This window comes from Nioella sp. (genome assembly GCF_964229645.1).
Classification (GTDB): domain Bacteria; phylum Pseudomonadota; class Alphaproteobacteria; order Rhodobacterales; family Rhodobacteraceae; genus Nioella.
Genome location: NZ_CAXREX010000063.1, coordinates 1 through 4,940, shown reverse-complemented (window position 1 = coordinate 4,940; position 4,940 = coordinate 1). Strand labels below are relative to the sequence as shown.

Below are 4,940 nucleotides of genomic sequence, written 5' to 3'. Positions count from 1 at the left end.
CCCGTGACGTTCATCGACGACATCGAGATGCGCGTCGAGCTGCACGAGGTGGATGGGTCCGCGCCCGGCGACGGCGCGAACGCAGGGAATGTTGACCGAAGGATCGCCCCCCAGAACCACCGGCAACGCCCCCTTGTCGAGGATCGCGCGCACGCCCGCCTCGATATTGGCATGGCTCCTCTCGGTATCGGTATGGACGATATCGGCATCCCCCATGTCCACGATCCGGGTGCCTGCACCAAGATAGGTCACCCCGTCCTCGTGGTCATAGGCCCCCGCGTGCCCGAAGGAGAACAGCGTCGCCGCCTCGCGGATCGCCCGCGGCCCGAACCGCGCACCGGGGCGCCACTGGGTGCCGAAATCGAAGGGCGCGCCAAGGACGGCCACATCGGCCTCCAGCCGGTCCCAGTCGGGCTGGTAGTCGTATTTCCCGAAGGTCGCGATCCCGGTGAAGGGCAGGTTCAGCCTGCCGCTCTCGTATCCATGTGCCATGTGCCATCCCCTTGTTGCACCCGCGCCAGCTAATCGCCCTGCGGCGGGGCTGGCAAGGGCGGGGCAAATTCCGTGACGGAATTTGTCAAAACGCGTCAACGCGTTTTTCACCGCTTGACGGCCCCGCTTCGCCCATGCCCCCTGAACAAGACGCAGGGAGGCATCACCATGACAGCCGATTTCAGCGCGGGCGCGGCCTGGATGAAGGGCCGGATCATCCCCATCGCCGAGGCCACCATCGGCGTGACCGACTGGGGCCTCACCCATTCCGACGTGGTCTATGACGTGGTGCCGGTGGTCGACGGGGCCTTCTTTCGCCGCGACGCCTATCTCGACCGCTTCACCGCCTCGATGCAGGCCGCGCGCATGGATGTGGGCATGACCCGCGACCAGATCGCCGCGGCGCTGCATGACATGGTGGCCGCCTCCGGCCTGCGCGACGCCTATTGCGCGATGGTGGCCGCACGGGGCACACCACTCATCCCCGGCAGCCGCGACCCGCGCGACTGTGCCAACCACTTCTATGCCTGGGCGGTGCCTTACGTCCACGTGATCAAGCCCGACGTGCTGGACCAGGGCGCCAGCCTCTGGGTTGCGCAGAACATCCGCCGCATTCCTCCGGACAGCGTCGATCCCCGCGCCAAGAACTACCACTGGGGCGATTTCACCCAAGGTCTCTTCGAGGCCAAGGACAGGGGCTTCGACACCGTCGTTCTGCTCGACCACGCGGGCAACCTGACCGAAGGCCCGGGCTTCAACATCTTCCTCGTGGAAGGCGAGACGGTCACCACCCCCGACACGGGCGTTCTCGAAGGCATCAGCCGCCGGACGGCGCTCGAAATCTGCGCCGGGATGGGGCTGGAAACCCGCGTCGAGCCGCTGCCAGCCACCCGCCTCGAGACCGCTGATGAAGTCTTCCTGACCTCTTCGGGCGGCGGCATCCTGCCCATCTCGAGGGTGGGCGACCGCATCTATGCCAATGGCCGCCCCGGCCCCATCGCCACCCGCGCGCGACAGGCCTACTGGGACCTCGTCCGCCAACCCGGCTACCGCCACCCGGTCAGCTACCCAACCTGACCCCGCCCGCGTGATCACATGTTGTGTTTCAACGCAAATCCCATTTGACAGACTCGCGAAAAGAGCGCTGGCATCACCCTTGCGCTGCCCGCCCGGCGCGGGGTCCGCCCCCTTCCTTCGACGACCGGACCAGGGCGGGCCGGACCCCAGCCAGAGGCCTTCCGACCATGATGATGGTGCGCTGCTTCCTCGGCCCCTCCGCGATCGAGGGGATCGGTGTCTTCACCCAAACTGACATCCGTAAAGGCGCGCTCGTGCGCCTCTATGACAGCCGCTTCGACATTTCCTACGAGAAAGAGGAACTGACACGCGTCCCGCGTCATTTCCGCGAGTTCCTGGAACGCTACACCTACGAACACCCACGCGATCCCGAATACCTGGTGCTCGACTGCGACGAAGGCCGGTTCATGAATCATTGCGAACTGCCCAATGTCGATCTCTCGAACCCCGTGAAGGGCGTGGCCGCACGCGACATCAAGGCCGGCGAGGAACTGACCTGTGACTACCGGGCGCTATCGCTCCACGTGGCGGATTTCCAGCCGTCGCGCCACCGCTTCGGCCAGGTGATCGGGACCGCCTGACCCTTCTTCTTTGCTGAAATACTCCGGGGGCGACGCCGCCAGGCGTCGGGGGCAGCGCCCCCAACCGTTTCCCGGCGCGGAAAACGGGCCGCGATCCGCGCCGGATCGCGCGCGGGTCGACGCGCCGAAGGCGCGGCGAAACCCGCGTTTCGTCTGCACGGGGGGTGTACCTGGGGTGTACGGGGGTGCACGCCCGGCGCCCCCCCTTTTTTCTGGCTCAGTGCGCCTCGGCCCAGTTCGCGCCCTGGCCTGCATCCACCACCAGCGGCACGGCCAGTTTAACCGCCGGTTCCGCCGATCCTTCCATCACCTCGCGCGCGCACTCGATCAGATTTTCTGCTGCATCTTCAGAAACTTCGAAGATCAGTTCGTCATGCACCTGCAACAGCATCTTCGCAGGAAGCCCGGCAATGGCGTCCTCCATCCGGATCATCGCCCGCCGGATCACATCGGCCGCGGTCCCCTGGATGGGCGCGTTGATCGCAGCGCGATGCGCGAAGCCCGCCCGAGGCCCCTTGGCGTTGATCTCGGGCGTGTGGATCTTGCGCCCAAAGAGCGTTTGCACGTAACCCTTTGATTTCGCGAATTCCTTCGTCGCATCCATGTAATCGCGAATGCCGGGGAACCGCTCGAAATAGGTGTTGATGAACTCCTGCGCCTCGGCCCTAGGAATGCGCAGGTTGCGGGCAAGCCCGAAGCCCGAAATGCCGTAGATCACCCCGAAATTGATCGCCTTGGCACGGCGACGGATCTCGGGTGTCATCTGCTCCATCGGCACGTTGAACATCTCCGAGGCGGTCATCGCGTGGATGTCATCGCCCCGGCGGAACGCTTCTTTCAAAGCGTCGATCCCGGCAATATGGGCCAGGATGCGAAGCTCGATCTGGGAATAGTCCAATGACACCAGCACGTTGCCGGGCTCTGCCACGAAAGCTTCGCGGATGCGGCGGCCTTCCTCGCTGCGCACGGGGATGTTTTGCAGGTTGGGATCGGTCGACGCCAGCCGCCCCGTGGACGCGCCCGACTGGATGTAGCTCGTGTGCACCCGGCCCGTGTCCGCGTTGATGTGGTCCTGAAGCGCGTCGGTATAGGTCGACTTCAGCTTCTGCAACTGCCGGTAATCCAGCACCCGCGCGGCGAAGTCATGTTCGGTGGCAAGATCCTCCAGCACGTCTGCCGGGGTCGACCATTGGCCGGTCTTGGTCTTCGAGCCACCTTCCAGCCCCATATCCTCAAACAGGATTTGCCCCACCTGCGCGGGCGACTGCACGTTGAAGGGCTTGCCCGCCAGCTCGTGCAGCTCCGCCTCCAGCCCCGCCATCTTCTGGGCAAACGCATTGGACATGCGGGACAGCGTATCGCGGTCGACCTTCACGCCGTGACGCTCCATCCGCGCCAGCACGGGCACCAGCGGGCGTTCCAGCGTCTCGTAGACGGTCGTCACCTTCTCGCGGTGCAGCTGCGGCTTGAAGGCCTGCCACAGGCGCAGCGTGATATCGGCATCCTCGGCGGCGTATTTCACCGCGTCCTCGATCTTGACCTTGTCGAAGGTGATCGCGGATTTCCCGCTGCCGAGCAGCGACTTGATCGGAATGGGCTCGTGCCCGAGGTAACGGTCCGACAGCGCGTCCATCCCGTGCCCGTGCAGCCCTGCATGCATCGCGTAGGACATCAGCATCGTGTCGTCGATCGGGTCCACGGAGATGCCGTAATTGGCGAAGATCTTTGCGTCGTATTTCATGTTCTGCCCGATCTTGAGGACGCTCGGGTCCTCCAGCATCGGCCTGAGCAGCGCCAGCGCATCCTCCAGCCCCATCTGCCCCTCAGCGAGCGCGGAGCCGCCGAAGAGGTCGCCCTCGCCTTCCTTGTGCTGAAGCGGCACGTAGCAGGCCTGCCCCGGTTCCACCGACAGGCAGACACCCACGAGGTCGGCAGTCATCTCGTCGAGGCTGGTGGTCTCGGTATCCACCGCCACGTAGCCCCGCGCATGGGCCTTGGCGATCCAGGCGGCGAGCGCTGTGGCGTCGCGCACGCATTCGTAAGCTTCCGCATCGAAGGGCACCGCTTCCGGCGGGGGGGCGTCTTCGCTGGCGGCCATGGCAGCGGGTTCGGGGATCTCGGGCGCCTCCAGCCCAAGTTGCGTAGCGATCCGCTTGGTCAGCGTGCGGAATTCCATCTGGGCGAGAAAGTCGAGCAGGGCCTGCGGTTCGGGATCACGCAGTTCCAGATCGTCGAGCGTGACGTCCATCGGCACATTATCATCCAGCGTCACCAGCTGTTTCGACAGGCGGATCTGGTCGGCAAATTCGATCAGCGTCTGGCGCCGCTTGGGCTGCTTGATCTCTTCCGCGCGCTCCAGCAGCGTTTCCAGATCTCCGAACTCATTGATCAGCAAGGCGGCGGTCTTGACCCCGATCCCGGGCGCACCCGGCACGTTGTCGACACTGTCCCCCGCCAGCGACTGAACATCGACCACCCGTTCCGGCCCGACGCCGAACTTGGCCTCCACCCCTTCGCGATCAATCCGGTTGTTCTTCATCGCGTCGAGCATTTCCACGCCGCCGCCCACGAGCTGCATCAGGTCCTTGTCGGAACTGATGATCGTGCAGCGCCCCCCTGCCTCGCGCGCCTGTCGGGCGAAGGTGGCGATGATGTCGTCGGCTTCGTAGTTTTCCTTCTCGATGCAGGCGATGTTAAAGGCGCGCGTGGCCTCGCGTGTCAGCGGAAACTGCGGCACCAGGTCTTCGGGCGCGGGCGGACGATTGGCCTTGTAAAGATCGTAGAGATCGT

Annotated in this window: 4 protein-coding genes; 2 read left to right on the top strand and 2 right to left on the bottom strand. The window is 65.0% G+C overall.

Features of this window, described 5'->3' with window-relative positions:
* On the bottom strand, positions 1–492 hold a 492-nt coding region (locus ACEQXV_RS04280; protein ID WP_370268056.1), incomplete at its 3' end, for an arginase family protein.
* A gap of 168 nt (positions 493–660) precedes the next feature.
* Between ACEQXV_RS04280 and ACEQXV_RS04275 the strand changes: the two genes are divergently transcribed.
* The gene (locus ACEQXV_RS04275; RefSeq protein ID WP_370255345.1) at positions 661–1,569 is read left to right on the top strand and encodes an aminotransferase class IV; all 909 of its coding nucleotides are present in this window, start codon (positions 661–663) and stop codon (positions 1,567–1,569) included.
* 167 nt (positions 1,570–1,736) lie between these two features.
* Positions 1,737–2,150 (top strand): SET domain-containing protein, encoded by a 414-nt coding sequence (locus ACEQXV_RS04270; RefSeq protein ID WP_370255344.1) that lies wholly within the window; start codon positions 1,737–1,739, stop codon positions 2,148–2,150.
* A 217-nt stretch (positions 2,151–2,367) separates the two neighbouring features.
* Here ACEQXV_RS04270 and polA read toward each other — a convergent pair.
* Positions 2,368–4,940 (bottom strand): DNA polymerase I (gene polA / locus ACEQXV_RS04265; protein WP_370268055.1); only part of this gene is annotated, 2,573 nt, incomplete at its 5' end.

Coding starts and splice junctions, on each gene's coding strand:
- ACEQXV_RS04275 (WP_370255345.1), top strand. CDS start 661: ATGACAGCCGATTTCAGCGCGGGCGCGGCCTGGATGAAGGGCCGGATC.
- ACEQXV_RS04270 (WP_370255344.1), top strand. CDS start 1,737: ATGATGATGGTGCGCTGCTTCCTCGGCCCCTCCGCGATCGAGGGGATC.